The 17337-nt window shown below is 63.9% G+C and carries 16 protein-coding genes; 1 reads left to right on the forward strand and 15 read right to left on the reverse strand.

The genetic code is table 11. The annotated features are described in order from the left end of the window. Positions 1 to 4: 4 nt before the first annotated feature. The 6 genes from carB to pyrR are packed head-to-tail and all read right to left on the reverse strand — an operon-like array spanning position 5 to position 8026. Entirely contained in the window at positions 5 to 3316 is a 3312-nt protein-coding gene (gene carB / locus V3C33_08940) for a carbamoyl-phosphate synthase large subunit (GenBank protein XAS69356.1), read from the reverse strand. After that, a complete protein-coding gene (gene carA, locus V3C33_08945; GenBank protein XAS69698.1) occupies positions 3316 to 4542 on the reverse strand; it encodes a glutamine-hydrolyzing carbamoyl-phosphate synthase small subunit in 1227 nt (408 codons plus the stop codon). The genes carB and carA overlap by 1 nt, the downstream gene beginning before the upstream one ends. A 22-nt stretch (positions 4543 to 4564) precedes the next feature. Next, positions 4565 to 5083, reverse strand: coding sequence for a hypothetical protein (locus tag V3C33_08950; GenBank protein XAS69357.1), 519 nt, complete (start codon positions 5081 to 5083; stop codon positions 4565 to 4567). After that, complete coding sequence (locus tag V3C33_08955; GenBank protein XAS69358.1) at positions 5083 to 6447, reverse strand: dihydroorotase; 1365 nt, start codon at positions 6445 to 6447, stop codon at positions 5083 to 5085. The genes V3C33_08950 and V3C33_08955 overlap by 1 nt, the downstream gene beginning before the upstream one ends. After that, entirely contained in the window at positions 6447 to 7445 is a 999-nt protein-coding gene (locus V3C33_08960; GenBank protein XAS69359.1) for an aspartate carbamoyltransferase catalytic subunit, read from the reverse strand. Before V3C33_08960 ends, V3C33_08955 begins: the two co-directional genes overlap by 1 nt. Beyond that, positions 7442 to 8026, reverse strand: coding sequence for a bifunctional pyr operon transcriptional regulator/uracil phosphoribosyltransferase PyrR (gene pyrR / locus V3C33_08965; protein ID XAS69360.1), 585 nt, complete (start codon positions 8024 to 8026; stop codon positions 7442 to 7444). The genes V3C33_08960 and pyrR overlap by 4 nt, the downstream gene beginning before the upstream one ends. Positions 8027 to 8317: 291 nt before the next feature. On the opposite strand from pyrR, the gene V3C33_08970 reads away from it, so the two are divergent. Beyond that, the gene (locus V3C33_08970; GenBank protein XAS69699.1) at positions 8318 to 9490 is read left to right on the forward strand and encodes a PrsW family intramembrane metalloprotease; all 1173 of its coding nucleotides are present in this window, start codon (positions 8318 to 8320) and stop codon (positions 9488 to 9490) included. Between the two features lie 84 nt (positions 9491 to 9574). Here V3C33_08970 and nusB read toward each other — a convergent pair whose 3' ends face one another. From nusB to ruvX, 9 genes are all read right to left on the reverse strand, one after another. Continuing rightward, positions 9575 to 9985: a transcription antitermination factor NusB gene (nusB, locus tag V3C33_08975; GenBank protein XAS69361.1), complete on the reverse strand. Its 411-nt coding sequence runs from the start codon at positions 9983 to 9985 to the stop codon at positions 9575 to 9577. Next, positions 9985 to 10548 (reverse strand): elongation factor P, encoded by a 564-nt coding sequence (efp, locus tag V3C33_08980; protein ID XAS69362.1) that lies wholly within the window; start codon positions 10546 to 10548, stop codon positions 9985 to 9987. The genes nusB and efp overlap by 1 nt, the downstream gene beginning before the upstream one ends. Positions 10549 to 10706: 158 nt before the next feature. Continuing rightward, positions 10707 to 11225, reverse strand: a complete 519-nt coding sequence (locus tag V3C33_08985) for a tetratricopeptide repeat protein (protein ID XAS69363.1) — start codon at positions 11223 to 11225, stop codon at positions 10707 to 10709. Next, positions 11225 to 12316: a 3-dehydroquinate synthase gene (gene aroB / locus V3C33_08990; protein XAS69364.1), complete on the reverse strand. Its 1092-nt coding sequence runs from the start codon at positions 12314 to 12316 to the stop codon at positions 11225 to 11227. The genes V3C33_08985 and aroB overlap by 1 nt, the downstream gene beginning before the upstream one ends. Further along, positions 12313 to 12882 (reverse strand): shikimate kinase, encoded by a 570-nt coding sequence (locus tag V3C33_08995; GenBank protein XAS69365.1) that lies wholly within the window; start codon positions 12880 to 12882, stop codon positions 12313 to 12315. Before V3C33_08995 ends, aroB begins: the two co-directional genes overlap by 4 nt. Further along, entirely contained in the window at positions 12882 to 14081 is a 1200-nt protein-coding gene (gene aroC, locus V3C33_09000; GenBank protein XAS69366.1) for a chorismate synthase, read from the reverse strand. Before aroC ends, V3C33_08995 begins: the two co-directional genes overlap by 1 nt. Before the next feature lie 26 nt (positions 14082 to 14107). Beyond that, entirely contained in the window at positions 14108 to 14968 is an 861-nt protein-coding gene (locus tag V3C33_09005) for a shikimate dehydrogenase (GenBank protein ID XAS69367.1), read from the reverse strand. Beyond that, positions 14965 to 16737, reverse strand: a complete 1773-nt coding sequence (mltG, locus tag V3C33_09010; GenBank protein XAS69368.1) for an endolytic transglycosylase MltG — start codon at positions 16735 to 16737, stop codon at positions 14965 to 14967. The genes V3C33_09005 and mltG overlap by 4 nt, the downstream gene beginning before the upstream one ends. After that, positions 16734 to 17333: a Holliday junction resolvase RuvX gene (gene ruvX / locus V3C33_09015; GenBank protein ID XAS69369.1), complete on the reverse strand. Its 600-nt coding sequence runs from the start codon at positions 17331 to 17333 to the stop codon at positions 16734 to 16736. Before ruvX ends, mltG begins: the two co-directional genes overlap by 4 nt. Positions 17334 to 17337: the final 4 nt, after the last annotated feature.

The following is a 17337-nucleotide window of genomic DNA, read 5'->3' on the forward strand; positions in this document are numbered from 1 at the left end:
CCGCTCAGGCATTCTGTGCGGCCATCTGCGAGGCCAACAGGTTCGCAGCGTGCTCCTGCAGGCTCGTGACCGTCCATTCGTACGTGCGCATGGCCTCGATGGCCTGCACGGCGGCATTGAATTCCGCCACCGTGGTGATGCACGGGATGCCGATTGACGTCGCCGCCGCCCGGATTTCGTAGCCGTCGCCGCGGGCTTCGCCGCCGGAGGGGGTGTTGAACACCATGTCGATTTCACCGGCGATGATGAGATCTGCAATGGTTCCTTCACCTTCGGCGCTGGAGCCCTCGGCGACCTTGCGGACCGTGGTGGCCTGGAGCCCGTTGCGGCGCAGGACGTCCGCGGTGCCGCCGGTGGAGACGATCTCGAAGCCGAGGTCGTGAAGCCGCTTGACGGCCATGATGATGGCCCGCTTGTCACGGTTCGCGACGGAGACAAACACCTTGCCCTCGGTGGGCAGGGCGTTGTTGGCCGCCGCCTGGCTCTTGGCGAAGGCCGTGTCGAAGTGCTTGTCGATGCCCATGACTTCGCCAGTGGAACGCATCTCCGGACCCAGCAGCGAGTCCACCACGGTGCCCTCAGGCGTGCGGAACCTGCTGAACGGCAGGACAGCTTCCTTGACCGAAACGGGGGCGTCCAGCGGCAGCGTGGAGCCGTCGCCGGTTTCCGGCAGCATCTTGTAAGCACTGCGCAGCTGGCCGATGGTCACACCGGTGCCGATCAGGGCCGCGGCTTTGGCCATCTGCACACCCGTTGCTTTGGAGACGAACGGCACGGTGCGGGAGGCCCGCGGGTTGGCTTCGAGCACGTAGAGCACATCCGAGGCCAGGGCGAACTGGATGTTGATGAGACCGCGGACGCCCACACCTTCGGCAATGGCCCGGGTGGCAACGCGGACACGCTCAATCACATTGTTGCCCAGGGTGATGGGGGGCAGCACACAGGCGGAGTCACCGGAGTGGATGCCGGCTTCCTCGATGTGCTCCATGATGCCGCCCAGGTACATGTCCGTGCCGTCAAAGAGGGCGTCGACGTCGATCTCAACCGCATCTTCCAGGAACCGGTCAATCAGCACCGGGTGGTCCTGCGTGATTTCCGTGGCGTTGGCGATGTAGCGGGAAAGGTTGGCTTCGTCATAGACGATCTCCATCCCTCGGCCGCCCAGGACATAGGACGGCCGGACAAGCACGGGGTAGCCGATTTCGTCGGCGATCTTCTTGGCGTCCTCGAAGGAAACGGCGGTGCCGTTCTTCGGGGAGATCAGGCCGGCTTCGTCCAGGACGCGCGCAAAAGCTCCGCGGTGCTCAGCGAGGTCGATCGCCTCGGGAGAGGTACCCAGGATGGGCACACCGGCGTCGGCCAGCTGTTGCGCGAGCTTCAGCGGGGTCTGGCCGCCGAGCTGGACAAACACACCCATGACGCCGCCAGTGCGTTCCTCGGCCGCGATGACCTCCAGGACGTCCTCGAGCGTCAGCGGCTCGAAGTACAAACGCGTGGAGACGTCGTAGTCGGTGGAGACCGTCTCGGGGTTGCAGTTGACCATGACCGTCTCGTAGCCGGCCTTGCGCAGCGCCATGGAGGCGTGCACGCAGGAGTAGTCGAACTCGATGCCCTGGCCGATCCGGTTCGGACCGGAGCCCAGGATGATGATGGACGGCTTGGAGTGCAGCGCCACCTCGTCCTCTTCGTCATACGAGGAGTAGTGGTACGGCGTGTAGGCGGCGAATTCCGCGGCGCAGGTATCCACGGTCTTGTAGACCGGGCGGATGCCGAGGGCCTGGCGGACTCCGCGGACCACGGCTTCCGGATTGTGGGTCAGTGAACCGATCTGCTCGTCGGAGAAACCGTGGCGCTTGGCGCGCTTCAGCATCTCCTGGGTCAGGGCAGCGGATTTGCGGATCTCCAGCGAGATCTCGTTGAGCAGCTGCAGCTGGTCCAGGTACCACGGGTCGATCCTGGTGGCCTCGAACAGCTGCTCCACGGTGGCGCCGCCGAGCAGGGCACGCTGCACCTGGTGCAGGCGTTCGGTGGTGGGACGCTTGGATTTCTCGATCAGCTCAGGAACTTCCCATTCCGGAACCGAACTGAAGTCGAGCTGAGAGCCCTTCTGCTCCAGGGAACGCAGCGCCTTCTGCAATGCCTCGGTGAAGTTGCGGCCCATGGCCATGGCTTCGCCCACAGACTTCATGGTGGTGGTCAGCGTGGGATCCGCGGCCGGGAACTTCTCGAACGCGAACCGCGGAACCTTGACCACAACGTAGTCCAGGGTGGGCTCGAAGGAGGCGGGGGTCTTCTGGGTGATGTCGTTGGGGATCTCATCGAGTGTGTAGCCCAGTGACAGCTTGGTGGCGATCTTGGCGATCGCGAAGCCCGTTGCCTTCGAGGCCAATGCCGAGGAACGCGAGACGCGCGGGTTCATTTCGATGACCACCACACGCCCGGTATCAGGCTCGACGGCGAACTGGATGTTGCAGCCGCCGGTGTCCACGCCCACTTCGCGGATGACGGCGATGGAGATGTCGCGCAGGCGCTGGTACTCGCGGTCGGTGAGGGTGAGCGCCGGTGCCACCGTGATGGAGTCGCCGGTGTGGACACCTACGGGGTCAAAGTTCTCGATGGAGCAGACAACCACGACGTTGTCGTTCTTGTCGCGCATCATCTCCAGCTCGTATTCCTTCCAGCCAAGAATGCTCTCTTCGAGCAGCACTTCGCTGGTGGGGCTGTACTGGAGTCCCTGCCCCACGATCCGGCGGAGGTCATCCTCGTTGTACGCCAGGCCGGAACCCAGTCCGCCCATGGTGAAGGACGGACGGACCACCATCGGGTACAGCAGGTCCTCGGCGGCGGAGAGTGCCTCGTCCATGTTGTGGATGATGTGGCTGCGCGCTGACTCGGCACCGCAGCGCTCCACCACACCCTTGAACTTTTCGCGGTCCTCGCCGAGCTCGATTGCGGCGATGTTGGCGCCGATCAGCTCCACGTTGTACTTCTCAAGCACGCCGTTCTTGTCCAGGGCAATGGCCGTGTTCAGGGCCGTCTGGCCGCCAAGGGTGGGCAGGAGCGCATCCGGGCGCTCCTTGGCGATGATCTTCTCCACCACCTCGGGGGTGATGGGCTCAATGTAGGTGGCGTCGGCAAACTCGGGATCCGTCATGATGGTGGCCGGGTTGGAGTTGACCAGGATTACGCGCAGGCCTTCCTCCTTGAGGACACGGAGTGCCTGCGTACCGGAGTAATCGAACTCGGCCGCCTGGCCGATCACGATCGGGCCGGAACCGATGACCAGGACGCTCTTAAGGTCAGTTCTCTTAGGCATTACTTCTTGTCCTCAGTCTTGTGTTCAGTCTTATTGGCAGTGGCAGCGTTTTTGGTGTCCGCCATGAGATCGATGAACCTGTCGAACAGGTAGGCGGCGTCGTGCGGGCCGGCTGCGGCTTCGGGGTGGTACTGGACCGAGAACGCCGGGATGTCCAAGCATGCCAGCCCTTCCACGACGTCGTCGTTGAGGCTGATGTGGCTGACCTCAACACGACCGTAGCGTTCTTCCGGGGCCCGGGTGGCGCCGTCGAGCGGTGCGTCCACAGCGAAGCCGTGGTTCTGGGAGGTGATTTCCACCTTGCCTGTGCGGCGGTCCAGGACGGGCTGGTTGATGCCCCGGTGGCCGTAGCGGAGCTTGTACGTGCCGAACCCCAGGGCGCGGCCCAGGATCTGGTTGCCGAAGCAGATGCCGAAGTACGGAATCTTTTCATCCAGCACCGAGCGAAGCAGCTTGACCTGGTTGTCCGCCGTGGCGGGGTCGCCCGGGCCGTTGGACATGAAGAAACCGTCCGGGTTGACGGTTTTGACGTCCTCGAGGGTGCAGGTGGCCGGCAGCACGTGCACCCGCACGCCGCGTTCGGCAAAGCGGACGGGCGTCATTGCTTTGATGCCGAGGTCCACCGCGGCGATGCTGAACTTTGCCTCACCATCCCAGCCATGGTCCGCAGGTTCCACCACGTAGGCCTCATCGATGCTGACCTCCTCGGCTAGCCGGGAGCCCTCCATCGGCGCGCTCGCCAGCACGGCGTTCACCAGCTCCTTGTCGGTGACCTGGGCGGCCTCGCCGGAGAAGATGCCGGCGCGCATGGTTTTGTGTTCGCGCAGGTGGCGGGTGATGGCGCGGGTGTCAACACCCTGGATACCCACGATCCCCTGTTCCACGAGTTCCGAGTCGAGGCTGCGCTCGGAACGCCAGTTGGACGGGCGCCGGGCTGCGTCGCGGACGATGTAGCCGGCCACCCAGATGCGGCGGGACTCGGCGTCGTCGCTGTTGACGCCCGTGTTGCCGATGTGCGGTGCCGTCTGGACCACCAGCTGGCGGGCGTAGGAGGGGTCCGTGATGGTCTCCTGGTAGCCGGTCATGCCAGTAGCGAAGACCGCCTCGCCGAGGGCCGTGCCTGTGGCGCCGTAGCTGCTGCCGCGGAAAATCCGGCCGTCTTCAAGCACCAGGGCCGCGGGCGTGGAAATTGCTGCCTGCGGCGCAGTTCCTGTGTTTGCTGTCATTTCGTTGGTGTCCGTCACTGTATTACTTTCCACTATGGGCATCTGCATGAGGGGCTGCGGAGATCAATTTTTGAAGAGTGTCGTAGAGGGCGTCCTTGTCGGCCGCCCGGCGGGTCCGGAATCCGGTGTCCAGTTCGTGGGAGCCCAGCGTCCAGCTCAAAACCAGCAGTCCATCCTTTTCCACGAATTTGCCGGCCATGCCGCTGTCGTGCCGGACGCCGGTGAGCGCCGCGAGCGGGATAAAAACCGCCGGCGCTCCGGCACGGTCAAACAACGCGCCTTCGGGGTGCACACTGAGTCCTGCATTGGTCCGGATCCCCAGGCCATGGACCGCAATGCGGTCCAGCCAGTCGCCGGCGGTTGTGGACGCCACGTACTGGCCGTCGGCCGAGACCAGCGGGGCGCTCAGTTCGGCAGGAACTGCCGGGAGCTGTTCGACGCCGGACTGCCGCCTGAGGCGGTTGCGCCAGCCGATGGCAATCAGGACAAACACAACGGCAACCAGCGCCAGCATGAGAATTCCGGGAAGGATTCTGTCCATCAGGATGCGCCTGCCGGGGCGTTGGTGTCCGCGGGGTACCGGTAGGGGCTGTTGAGTTTCCCGTCCAGGACGGTGGGGTGGCCCTTGAAGAACGTCGCCACCACCTTGCCGGGGAGTTCCCTGCCGGCAAACGGTGAGTTACGGCCCATGGTTGCCATCTTAGAAGGGTCGACTGTCCAGCGCGCAGCCGGGTCCACAAGTGTGACGTTGGCAGGTTCGCCTGCCTCCAGCGGACGGCCCTGGTCGCCCACGCCGCCGATTGCGGCGGGGGCAGTGGACGTGACCCGGGCGAAGTCCGCCCAGCCCATCAGCCCGGTTTCGATCATGGTCTCCTGAACCACGGACAGTGCGGTTTCCAGCCCGGTCATGCCCATGGCCGCCTGCGCCCATTCGCATTCCTTGTGTTCGCTCGGGTGCGGGGCGTGGTCCGTGCCGACGACGTCGATGGTGCCGTCGGCGAGTCCTGCCCGGAGCGCCTGGACGTCGGAGTCCGTGCGGAGCGGCGGGTTTACCTTGTAGACGGGATCATAGCTGCGGACCAGTTCATCCGTGAGCAGCAGGTGGTGCGGCGTCACTTCCGCCGTGACTTTGATGCCGCGTGCCTTGGCCCAGCGGATGATCTCCACGGAACCCGCAGTGGAAACGTGGCAGACGTGGAGCCGGGAGTCCACGTGCTGCGCCAGCAGGACGTCGCGGGCAATGATGCTTTCCTCGGCAACGGCCGGCCAGCCTGTCAGGCCAAGGACGGCCGAGACTTCGCCTTCGTTCATCTGGGCGCCGGCGGTGAGCCGCGGCTCCTGCGCGTGCTGGGCCACCACGCCGTCGAACGCCTTGACGTATTCAAGGGCGCGGCGCATGAGCACGGGATCGTGCACGCAGATGCCGTCATCGGAAAATACGCGGACCCGGGCGCGGGAGTCGGCCATCGCACCGAGTTCCGCCAGTTGTTCCCCCGCGAGCCCGACGGTCACGGCGCCAACTGGGCGGACGTCAACCCAGCCGGCCGCACGGCCCAGGCTGTGCACCTGTTCCACTACGCCGGCGGTGTCCGCCACGGGGGTGCTGTTCGCCATCGCGTGCACGGCCGTATAGCCGCCCAGGGCCGCGGCGCGGGTCCCGGTTTCAACCGTTTCGGCGTCTTCACGCCCGGGTTCGCGCAGGTGCGTGTGGATGTCCACCATGCCAGGCAGTGCGACAAGGCCGCCGGCTTCGATGACCGTGGCGCCGTCGAAGGAGAGGTTCTGGCCGCGCCCGGCGATGATGCCGTCGCGGATCAGGAGGTCTTCCGTTGCCCCGCCGAGAATAGCGGCACCCCTGATGAGGTAGGCCCCGCTGTTGCCTGCGTCCTTTTGATCTTGTGCCATCAGTGGCTCTCCTTGCTCGTGTTGGCGGCCGGTTCGCGGGTGTCCCCGGAGAGCAGCAGGTACAGGGCAGCCATCCGGATGGACACGCCGTTGCGCACCTGCGCAAGCACCGTGGAACGGGGCGAATCCGCGGCGGCCGAGGAAATTTCGAGGCCCCGGTTCATGGGGCCGGGGTGCATGATGATGGTGTCTTTGAGGCCCAGTCGGTCCAGGGTCTGCAGCCGGTTGTCATCGAATCCCCAGCGGCGCGAATATTCGCGCGCCGAAGGGAAGAATGACGCGTTCATCCGTTCGCCCTGCACCCGGAGCATCATCATGGCGTCCACACCCTTTTCAAGGGTTTCATCCAGGTTGTAGCTGATGCTGCACGGCCATTTTTCGACGCCGACGGGCAGCAGCGTGGGTGGCGCCACCAGCGTGACTTCGGCACCAAGGGTGCGGAGCAGCCAGACATTGGAGCGGGCCACGCGCGAGTGCAGAACGTCGCCGGCCATGGCCACGCGCATTCCTGTCAGATCCGCCCCGGTGGAAGGTGTGCCGGCCAGCTTTGACCAGTGCCGCCGCATGGTGAACGCGTCCAGGAGAGCCTGGGTGGGGTGCTCGTGGGTGCCGTCACCGGCATTGATGACGGCTGCGTCGATCCAGTCGGTTGATGCAAGCCGGTGCGGGGCACCGGAGGCCCAGTGGCGGATGACGACGGCGTCCGCCCCCATCGCTGCCAGCGTCTGGGCTGTGTCCTTGAGGGACTCACCCTTCGAGACAGAGGATCCTTTGGCAGCAAAGTTGATAACGTCCGCGGAGAGCCGTTTCGCGGCGGCTTCGAAGGAGATCCGTGTTCTGGTCGAGTCCTCAAAGAACAGGTTGACCACGGTGCGGCCGCGCAGTGCCGGCAGCTTTTTGACCTCCCGGTCCCCCACCGCCGCCATTTCCTCGGCTGTATCGAGGATGCGGACGGCGTTGGCGAGGCTCAGGTCCTCGGTGGAAAGCAGGTGCTTCATACGCCCGCCTCGATGACTACTTCGTTGACTGCCTGTCCGTCGCCGGAATCGGTCTCCTCCAGCCGGACACGCACCTTCTCGGACGAGGACGTGGGGAGGTTCTTGCCCACATGGTCAGCGCGGATGGGCAGTTCACGGTGTCCGCGGTCTATCAGGACTGCCAGGCGCACAATGCGCGGCCGGCCCAGATCAATGATGGCGTCCAGGGCGGCGCGGATGGTGCGGCCCGAATACAGAACATCATCGATGAGGACCACCACTTTGTTGTCGATTCCCGATTGCGGCAGCTGGGTGGGGTAGGGCGGCCGGGTGGGGTGGTGTGAAAGGTCATCGCGGAACATGGTGACATCGAGCTGGCCGACGATCGCGGCGGCATCAACGGTGGGGTCTGCGGCGGCAATTTTCCGGGCCAGCCGGACGGCCAGCGGATAGCCGCGGCGCGGAATGCCCAACAGGACCAGATCCTTGGAGCCCTTATTGGCTTCGAGAATCTCATGGGCGATACGAGTTAGTGCACGGTCGATATCCGCCTGGTTGAGTACAACCCTGGCCGGAACCGGTGCGTCTGTGACAGAAGTCAACGCTCGTCTCCCCTTTCCCCGCCTCACAGGACGGAATTAAAAAGGAACAATTTGCCTTCCAAAATTACCACACCGCGTCCCTCCAGACGGCGGCTGCTCAGAGCGTTCTGGGTCACACACCGGCCACGGCTGCGACGGCCTCCCTTCGCCGGCTGCACCTTGGAGGTGCGAGCTGCGGCACATAGGCTCTCTGTTATGTCGATGAACCACCATATGCCGGACCCGGGACAACCCGGCAGGCCTGCTTCGGGGCTGCAGGGCCGATTCCGGCAGCAGACCAATCCCAGCTGGATGGGTCACGTCCAGGAACAGAACTACCAGCCGGCGCCGGGCAACAGCGCGCAGCCAGTTCAACAGCGGGTCCCGCCGCTGCCGCCGCTCCCCGGCAGGCGGAAGCCCGCCGGGGAGCTGGGCCTGGTGGTTGGTGGTGGCATCCTGGCCTTCTTCAGCCTGTTCGTGGTCATCCCCTTTCTGCTGGCCAGCACCGGAAGCGCAGGATTCTTCATCGGCTTCGTGGCGTCACTGGTCCCGCTGGCCGCGGTACTGCTGGCCGTCTACGTGATCGACCGCTGGGAGCCCGAACCGAAACGCCTTTTGCTTTTCGCGTTTACGTGGGGAGCGGCGGTCTCCATTGCGGTGACCCTGCTTGTTCAGCCTGTTTTCGCGCTCGCGTATGCCGGACCTTCAGACGAGGGCTATCTGACTTTCATGACCACAGTGCAGGCGCCGGTAGTGGAGGAATTCGCCAAAGGACTTGGCCTGCTGCTCCTTCTGCTGCTGGCGCGGAAACACTTTGACGGCCCCGTGGACGGTGTGGTGTTCGCCTTCACCATCGCCGGCGGATTCGCGTTTACGGAAAACATCCTCTACTTCGGCCGGGCGATCGCCGAATCCAGCAGCCCCGCCACCGACCTCGCCCGGATCTTCTTCCTCCGCGGCGTAATGTCCCCGTTCGCCCACGCCATCTTCATCGGTGCTACCGGGCTCATCATGGGCTTCGCGGCCCGCCGTTGGCAGCCAGGCGTTTCCGTGGGTGCGTTTCTTGTCGGGCTGATCCCCGCAATGTTCCTGCACAGCCGATGGAACAGCATGGGCGAGGGATTCCTCGCGGACTATGTGCTGATCCAGATACCCATATTTCTGCTGGCCATCGGAATGATCGTGCTCTTGCGCATTGCGGAAAACAGGCTCACCCGCCAGAGGCTCCTTGAGTACGCGGCGGCGGGATGGTTCACCCCCGCCGAAGTGGACTTGCTGGCCACTGCAGGCGGCAGAAGGGCAGCTGTCCGATGGGCGAAAACGTACAACCGCGGGCCTCAGATGAAGACCTTCCTCAAGGCGGCCACCCGGCTTGCCTTCACCAGGCAGAGAATTCTCAGCGGACGGGACATCCAGACACATCAGTCGGACGAACGCCAGCAGCTGCACGACGTTGTGGCGATGCGTGCCGCCGTCGGACTCTAGGCAATCTGCCGGGAACAGCAGAAGGGGCCGCTGCCAGCCTTGCGGCGGACACCGGCCCCTTCCTGATTTGGAACCTGCCTCGAATCAGGCCAGCAGCGACGGCTTCAGCTGCTGCAGACGGCCAAGAAGACCGTTGATGAACGACGGCGACTCATCCGTTGAGAGGGTCTTGGCCAGTGCCACGGCTTCGCTCACGGCCACGCCGTCAGGAACGTCATCGTTGTAGAGCAGCTCCCAGGTGCCGATCCGCAGGATGATGCGGTCCACTGACGGCATCCGCTCCAGCGTCCAGCCCTGGGAATACGTCTCCAGGAATTCGTCGATGGCAGCCTGCTGTGAGACCACGCCTTCGACGATCTCGAGAGTGTAGGGGTTGATGATCTGGTCCGTCTTCTCCCGGCGGGCCCGGAGCACATCAAAGGCCGAAACGGAACGCTGCTCCGCTTCGAAGAGGACGTCAAGGGCCCGGTTACGGGCTTTACCGCGGGCGCTCACTACTCGCTGACCCGGCCGAGGTAGCTGCCGTCACGGGTATCGACCTTGACCTTGGTGTTGTTCTCAACGAACAGCGGAACCTGGATCTCGTAGCCGGTTTCCAGCGTTGCCGGCTTGGTGCCGGCGGAGGACCGGTCGCCCTGCAGGCCAGGCTCGGTGTAGGTGATTTCGAGGACAACGCTCGGCGGCAACTCAATGTAGAGCGGGTTGCCTTCGTGGATGGCGATGTTGACGTTCTGGTTCTCGAGCAGGAAGTTGGTGGCATCGCCCACGGTGGCCCCGGAAACCGTTATCTGGTCGAAGTCCTGGGTGTCCATAAACACGAAGTCCGCGCCATCCTGGTACAGGTACTGGTAGTCGCGGCGGTCAACCGTTGCAGTTTCGATCTTGAGGCCGGCGTTGAAGGTCTTGTCGACCACCTTGCCGGACATGACGTTCCGCATCTTGGTACGCACGAACGCGCCACCCTTGCCCGGCTTTACGTGCTGGAACTCAATGATGTTCCAGAGCTGGCCCTCAAGCTTCAGGACCGTTCCGTTCTTGATGTCGTTTGTGGTTGCCACTGGTATCCTCTGGTTTCTATCTGTCTGGTTCTATCTGCCAGACGTTCTATGCCAGGCAGGCATGCCAAACGGCCCGCCAGCGCGTGTTTATCAAAAATCCAAGAATCATTCTACCGGTAAAAGCGGTCAGCTTTCCGTGGGGGCCTGATGCAGGGTCTTCAGGAAGCCAGATCAAGCACGTTGCGGGCACGCTGCAGGGCCACCGTGGACGAATAGATCAATGCCGCATCCGCCGACCCGGCCACCCTCAGATCCAGGGCGCGGGCGAACGATTCCACGGCCGCAGACGCATGCCCTGCGGCGTAGTGGGTTCTGCCCAGGAACTGATGGACCAGAGCCTCGTTGGGGGTGCCCTGCACTTCCGTAAGCAGCTGGCGGAAGAGCTCCACCGCGAGGTCGAGGCGGTGGGAAACACGGAGCACCTCGGCTTCAAAGGCGCGGAGCCGGAACGATTCCGGATCCTTGTATCTCTCCTCGGCGAGCAGCTCCGCGGCCTCCGCCGCGTGGCCTTCGACCAGGAGAACAAAGATCCGGTCCGCCGGGTCCGTGGACCGCTCCAGCGCCGTCCGGCACAATTCTTCATTAACGATCCGGGGCAGCAGGGTATCCGGGCTGATCCTGACCCCGGGGAATCCGGCGTCAGGCCACTCGCTGGTTCCGCCCAGAATGTCCTCCATCAGGAGGCAATCTCCTGGTAGGCAGCGAAAAGCAGCGAGGTATCCGGAACGTCGAGAATGCCCGGCTTTGCCACGCCGTCCAGGACGACAAACCGCAGCAGATCACCGCGGGATTTCTTGTCCCGCCGCATACCGTCCAGCAGCCCCTGCCAGCGGTCGCGCCGGTAGGTAACCGGCAGTCCGAGCGACTCCAGGATGCTGCGGTGCCGGTCAGCGTCTTCGTCGCTGAGGCGTCCCACGCTGCGGGCAAGTTCGGCTGCAAACATCATGCCCACTGACACCGCAGCACCGTGGCGCCATGAGTACCGCTCCACCAGCTCAATGGCGTGGCCCAGGGTGTGCCCGTAGTTGAGGATTTCACGGAGTCCGGATTCCTTGAGGTCCTCGGAAACTACCTTTGCCTTCACGGTGATGGCGCGCTCAATCAGCTCCCGGATGGCGTCGGACCCGGGATCGGAGACGGCAGCCGGATCCTTCTCGACAAGCTCCAGGATTGCCGGATCGGCGATGAAGCCACACTTGATGACCTCGGCCATGCCGGAGATGATTTCGTTTTTCGGCAGGGTATTCAATGTGTCCAGGTCGGCAAGGACAGCGGCGGGCGGGTGGAAGGCGCCTACGAGGTTCTTGCCTTCGGCGGTGTTGATGCCGGTTTTGCCTCCGACGGACGCGTCCACCATGCCAAGCAGGCTGGTGGGCATGTGGATGACTTTGACACCACGTAGCCATGTGGCGGCGACGAAACCGGCCAGGTCTGTCACTGCCCCGCCGCCAACCGAGACCACGGCATCCGAACGGGTGAAATCGTTTTGTCCCAGGACCTGCCAGCAGAATGAGGCAACCTGGATGTGCTTGCCTTCCTCGGCGTCCGGGATCTCCGCGGTGAGGGCGGTGAAGCCGGCTGCAGCCAGCTCGTCGCGCACCGTATCGCCGGTAAGCCTCAGCGCCCGGGGATGGATAACCAGGACGCGCCTGACGCGTTCTCCCAGCAGGCCAGGGAGGGAACCCAGCAGGCCGCGGCCGACTACAACGTCGTAGTTGTCCCCCGCCGACTCGCCGGTGACCTTGATGACTGTTGATTCGCTGCTCAAATTTCAACTTCCTTTTTGGCGGCTGCGAATTCGCGCAGCTCATCTTCCAGCCGGCGTCCAAGCTCAGCTACGGATCCGTGCCGGACGTCCAGAACGAGGTCGGCCAGCCGCTCATAGACCGGCCGCCGTGTGGCAAACAATGTCTTCCAGCGGCCCATTGCATCTCCGGCCAGGAGCGGCCGGCCGGAGTTCCGCGCAATACGGCCGGCAACCGTCTCGGCATCACATTCGAGATACACCACCGTGCAGTGGTCCAGAAGCTGCTGGGTGCCGGAGTCGAGTACTGCGCCGCCGCCCAGCGAGATCACCGTGGCGGTAGCGGCAGCTTCCTCCACCACCCGGGCTACGGTCCGGGCTTCAATTTCGCGGAAGGCATGTTCACCGCGGCCGGCAAAGATGTCAACAATAGTGCCGTTGTTTTCCACGATCACGACGTCGGTATCAACAAACGCGGCACCAAGCTGATGCGCCAGTTGCTGCCCGATGGCAGACTTGCCCACTGCCATCGGTCCGATTAGCACAATGGGACCGGCGGCCGCGGCACCGGCCTTGCGACTCGCAGGCATTACAGGCCGATCGAGTCCAGGGAAGCCGGAATGTTGTCCAGGTAGCCCTTGATGTTTCGCGCCGTTTCGGCAACGGAATCGCCGCCGAACTTCTCGGTGACGGCGTCTGCCAGCACAAGCGCCACCATGGCTTCCGCGACTACGCCGGCGGCAGGGACGGCACAGACGTCGGAGCGCTGGTGGTGGGCCCTCGCGGCTTCGCCGGTGCTCACGTCGATGGTCCGGAGCGCGCGGGGCACTGTTGCGATCGGCTTCATGGCGGCGCGAACGCGCAGTACATCGCCGATGCTCATGCCACCTTCAATGCCGCCTGCCCGGTTGCTGGTGCGGATGATCTTGCCGGCGGCGTCCTTGACGATTTCATCATGCGCGGCCGAGCCCCGGCGGGCTGCCGTGAGGAAGCCATCGCCGACCTCCACACCCTTGATTGCCTGGATGCCCATAAGGGCAGCAGCCAGCCGCGAATCCAGGCGTCGGTCCCAGTGCACATAACTGCCGAGACCCGGCGGCAGTCCGTAGGCCAGGACTTCAACCACTCCGCCCAGGGTTTCGCCTTCCTTGTGGGCGGCATCAACCTCGGCAACCATGGCGTCTGAGGTTTCGCGGTCATAACAGCGCAGGGGATCGGCATCCAGCGCGAGGACATTGGCCGGGACCGGAAGCGGGCGCCCTTCAGGGACAGTGACGCTGGCGATGGACACGGTGTGGCTCACCAGTTCTATGCCAAGCTGCTTGAGGAACTGTGACGCCACAGTTCCCATCGCCACACGTGTTGCGGTCTCGCGGGCGCTTGCGCGCTCAAGGACGGGGCGGGCTTCATCGAAGCCGTACTTCTGCATGCCGGTGAAATCCGCGTGGCCCGGGCGAGGGCGCGTCAACGGGGCGTTGCGGGCCTGGTCGGCAAGAATCTCCGGGGCAACCGGATCGGCAGACATGATCTGCTCCCATTTGGGCCATTCCGTGTTTCCGACCTGGACGGCAACAGGTCCGCCCTGGGTGAGTCCGTGCCGGACTCCGCCGAGGATGGTGACAACGTCCTGTTCAAACTTCATCCGGGCGCCACGGCCGTAACCAAGGCGGCGGCGGGCCAAAGAGTCCGCGATCTGCCCGCTGGTGAGTTCAACACCTGCAGGGACGCCTTCAATAATTCCCATCAGAGCCGGACCATGGGATTCACCGGCAGTCAACCAACGCAACATGGAATCCATCCTGCCACGTATGGCTGTCAGAACACCCGTCGGGGAGCCCCGACTGCGTCACACATCACATCTATGACACCGGCGTTGACTTCATCGCCACGCCCGGTGAAGTAACGCACCTGTTCGACGGCCTGGTACAGCAGCATTTCCAGCCCCGGGACCACGGAACCTCCGCCTTGATGCCAGGCCGCGGCAATACGGCTCGGCCACGGATCATAGGCCACATCCAGTAGGACGCCGGAGGTATCCGCCCGCAGTCCGGCCAGCTCCGCGGCCATGCCGTCCGCCGCGCGGGGCGGAAGAGTGGAAATCACGACGTCGGCGGCGGCCATGGCTGACACAGCTTCAGATATGGGGCGGACGCTGATATCCAGACCCACGCGGGATGCCGCGGCTCGGGCTTGCGCTGCGCGGCTGACATCGCGGACAAAGACATCCACGTGCTTGGCGCCGAGATCCATCAGCGCCGCTACTGCCGCTGCCGCCGTACCACCGCCACCCAGAATCACGGCGGCCGGCGCCTTGACCGCACCGGCGTTGAGGACGGCGTTGACAATGCCTGCGACGTCGGTGTTGTAGCCGATCCTGCGGATTGACTCCCCCGTGCCTTCAAATACCACCGTGTTGACGACGCCCAGGACGCCGGCCACCCCGCGGACTTCGTCCACTTCAGGAACCATGGCCGTTTTCAACGGCATGGTGACAGAGAGTCCGCACCAGCCTTCCTGGGACCGTACGGCCTCCATAAAGGCCGGCAGGGTGTCTTCCGTGACATCAATGGCTGTGTAGCCGATCTCCAGGCCGAGCCGCGCGTAGGCAGCCAGGTGGAGAGCCGGGGATTTGGAGTGACTGATCGGATGTCCTAGGACAGCGGCCCGGAGGCTCATACGCAACGGCCTGCGTGGGCGTCACACCAGGAGTTGTACTGGGCAACATAGACGTTATGTTGCGCCAGAGTCTTCGAAAACTTGGTCTCTTTGGTATCAAGGTTGATGGTCACCCAGTACAGGTAGTCATTGGCCTTGGGCTTCGCGGCAGCGTCTATTGCCGTCTTGCCGGGCGAGCCGATGGGGCCAACCGGCAGCCCGGTGTTCGCATACGTGTTGTAGGGATTGGACTTGTCAGCCTTCTCGTTTTCATCGATGTGGAAGCTTTTTCTGCCCAGACCGTACGTGACAGTGGCATCCGATTGAATCAGGCCGTTCGTCTCGGTGTTCTTGGGCTTGAGCCGGTTATAGATGGCGCCGGCAACATCACCGTATTCGGCCTGGCCGCCTTCCGCCTGGACAATACTGGCGACAATAATGGCGTCGTACCGCTTGGCGGGCTCCGTGATGCCCTGCGCCTTGAGTTCGTCCAGTGTGACCTTCACAAGGGCCTGGAGGATGTCCTTGGCAGCTGTACCCAGCGGGAACCTGTATTCGCCGGGGGCCAGGAATCCCTCAAGATTCTTCGCTTTGGCGGGAACACCGAACTGTGAGGCCGAGTCGCTGAGCGCTTTCAGCTCCGCAACGGGGATCCCTGAGCCTTCGGAAATGGCCTCCAGCGACTCGGTGATTCTCAGCCCTGCGTTGAGGGCGAAATACATGACCTTGCCCTTTTCCTGGCCGAGCAGCACCGCCACCGCGTCGGAATTCTTCATCTCCTGGCGGAAGGTGTAGTCACCGGGCGCCAGGGTTCCGCCGGCGGTGGCGAATGCCTCCGCGAAGGTGTCGGCGTTCGCGATGACTTTCTCGGTTTCCAGTTTGGTGGCGATTGATCTGGGGCCTTCGCCCGTCAGCACTGATATGTGAACCTGGCCTGTTCCCGGGCCCGGAAAGTCCGTCAGCCTGTCCATCCCAAGCAGCGGTTTGAGGAACTGGGCACCGACGGCGATGGCGGCAACAAATACGGTCAGCGTAATAAGGAGCGCCACGAAGCGCCGCCGCCGCCGGACCTTTTTCGATGGAGCGGAGAACAGCTCCACGGCAGGGGTGCTGCCAAGCAGGGAGTGCTCATGCGCTGGTTCAGCCTCGTGGTACCCAGGGTGATCGTCGTACAGCGCGTAGGCGTGCTCCGCATGGTGGCCGGCGTACTCGCCGTCTCCGGTGCCTTCGTGGTGGACATCTTCCGGGTGGACGGCTTCGTGGTGGACGGCTTCGTGGTGGACGGCTTCGTGCTGCACATCCTCCGGGTGGACGGCTTCGTGCTGCACATCTTCCGGGTGGACGGCTTCGTGGTGGACGGCTTCGTGCTGCACATCTTCCGGGTGGACGGCTTCGTGGTGGACATCCTCCGGGTGGACGGCTTCGTGCTGCACGTCCTCGGCAACGACAAGCTCATCGTGGGCATCCTCGCGGTGCGCATCCTCCGGAGGTTCCACATAAGGGTCGGGTTCCGGGTTCGGGTGATCCGGGACGCCTGGATCCTGAACCGAATCGCTGTGTTCAGGTGCCGGCATCTGGACGGTTGGCGGAACCACGGGCGCAGCGGGAACCGCCGGTGTGTGTGCCGGCGCGGGAATGTCCTGACCTGTCTGGTATGCCTGTTCAGGGATGACGCTGTTGCTTCCTGTGCCCTGGGACTTCTCCCGGGCCCGGAGTTCCCTGCGTGTCAGCGGGCGTCCAGCGCCGTTGTCTGCGCTGCCGGAGGAGTCGTCGCTATTGACCGGGCTCACTGTAGCCTTCCATCTTCTGAGGATCGAGTCGCGTCTCCCGGAATGGACTGCACAGGAATAACCGCTGCAGGCTCTCCGGAATGCCCCGGCTGGGAAACCACGTCAACGCGGCGTCCTACATCCGTTCCCCTGGCTTTTTGCATGTCTATGGCGTGCTGCAGTATTCCCGCAGCCGCAACCTGATCCACTACTTTACGGTGGTTTCTGCTGCTCATGCCAGCCTCGTGGAGGTTCCGGTGCGCCGTGACGCTGCTCAGCCGCTCGTCAACCAGATTCACCGGAACGTCTGAACCGCGGCGTGCAAGTTCCAGGACCAGCAGTTCTGCATATTCGCTGGCCATTCGGGCGGAGGCGTGCTCTTCGCCCTTCATGGTCCGCGGAAGGCCTACAATGATCTGCGCCGCCCCGAGTTCCTGAGCAAGAGCTACAATAACCCGGATGTCCGAATTCTTCTTAGGATTCCGGTCCAGGGTTTTAAAAGGCGTTGCCAGGATGGAGTCGCGGTCGCAGATGGCCACTCCCACCCGGACGGTGCCCACGTCCACCCCCAGTTTGATGCCCTGGGGGTAGACGGCGGGCGCAGAGGAACTGTTCATTGGC

Source organism: Micrococcaceae bacterium Sec5.7 (assembly GCA_039636785.1).
GTDB lineage: Bacteria > Actinomycetota > Actinomycetes > Actinomycetales > Micrococcaceae > Arthrobacter.

What these genes read in the sequence shown, in the direction of transcription:
- carB (XAS69356.1), bottom strand. Translation starts at nt 3,316, where the DNA reads ATGCCTAAGAGAACTGACCTTAAGAGCGTCCTGGTCATCGGTTCCGGC.
- carA (XAS69698.1), bottom strand. Translation starts at nt 4,542, where the DNA reads ATGACAGCAAACACAGGAACTGCGCCGCAGGCAGCAATTTCCACGCCC.
- V3C33_08950 (XAS69357.1), bottom strand. Translation starts at nt 5,083, where the DNA reads ATGGACAGAATCCTTCCCGGAATTCTCATGCTGGCGCTGGTTGCCGTT.
- V3C33_08955 (XAS69358.1), bottom strand. Translation starts at nt 6,447, where the DNA reads ATGGCACAAGATCAAAAGGACGCAGGCAACAGCGGGGCCTACCTCATC.
- V3C33_08960 (XAS69359.1), bottom strand. Translation starts at nt 7,445, where the DNA reads ATGAAGCACCTGCTTTCCACCGAGGACCTGAGCCTCGCCAACGCCGTC.
- V3C33_08970 (XAS69699.1), top strand. Translation starts at nt 8,318, where the DNA reads ATGGGTCACGTCCAGGAACAGAACTACCAGCCGGCGCCGGGCAACAGC.
- V3C33_08985 (XAS69363.1), bottom strand. Translation starts at nt 11,225, where the DNA reads ATGGAGGACATTCTGGGCGGAACCAGCGAGTGGCCTGACGCCGGATTC.
- V3C33_08995 (XAS69365.1), bottom strand. Translation starts at nt 12,882, where the DNA reads ATGCCTGCGAGTCGCAAGGCCGGTGCCGCGGCCGCCGGTCCCATTGTG.
- aroC (XAS69366.1), bottom strand. Translation starts at nt 14,081, where the DNA reads ATGTTGCGTTGGTTGACTGCCGGTGAATCCCATGGTCCGGCTCTGATG.
- V3C33_09005 (XAS69367.1), bottom strand. Translation starts at nt 14,968, where the DNA reads ATGAGCCTCCGGGCCGCTGTCCTAGGACATCCGATCAGTCACTCCAAA.
- ruvX (XAS69369.1), bottom strand. Translation starts at nt 17,333, where the DNA reads ATGAACAGTTCCTCTGCGCCCGCCGTCTACCCCCAGGGCATCAAACTG.